The sequence below is a fragment of the Pseudomonas sp. K5002 genome (genome assembly GCF_013386655.1).
Lineage (GTDB): Bacteria > Pseudomonadota > Gammaproteobacteria > Pseudomonadales > Pseudomonadaceae > Aquipseudomonas.
On sequence record NZ_JACARK010000027.1, the window covers coordinates 1 to 577 of the forward strand.

Sequence of the window (577 nt, forward strand, 5' to 3'; positions counted from 1 at the left end):
CGCCACCGTCCACCTTCGCCTGCGCGGCCAAGCCTCCCAACTGGCTGGCCAGGCTGAAGGTGACGGTCTTGCCGCTGGCCGTCTTGACGGTCAGGCTGACCAGGTTGTCGGCCCTGCTGTGCAGCAGCGCCTGTTGAACCTTGAGTTCGGCGGGGCTTTGGGTCCTGGAAGAGCTGGTGCTCAGCGCCGACTGGGAAATGTCGGTACCGCTCTTCGCAAATTGCTCAATCAGGGTGGCGCCCAGGCCGCTGAAGCCTGTGCCTCTGGGCAGTGCAGGGAAATTCGTGCTGATCGCTTTGGTGACCGCATCGTCGCTGTCACTTTCCCAGGCATTGATCGGCCCATGGCCGGGCAATTGGCCGTTGCGGGAATACGTCTCGGCTTGAACGTCCACCGTGACATTGCCAAGGCTGACCACCGAGGAAGGTCGCACGGCAGCGGCGTCCGTTTCTGGCGCCTGCGTAGCTGGCGGGGTAACGGCGGGTCGATTGGTAAGGGCGATGGCGGAGCTGATCGGCGAAAGCGTAGTCATGACGATCCCTGTCTTGAGCTGGATTGCAGCCAATTTAACCAAGAC

1 pseudogene is annotated in these 577 nt (G+C 62.4%); it reads right to left on the minus strand.

The window, feature by feature from the left end:
• Positions 1-532, minus strand: a pseudogene (locus tag HX846_RS01360) (lactate dehydrogenase); the annotation flags it as partial.
• Positions 533-577: the final 45 nt, after the last annotated feature.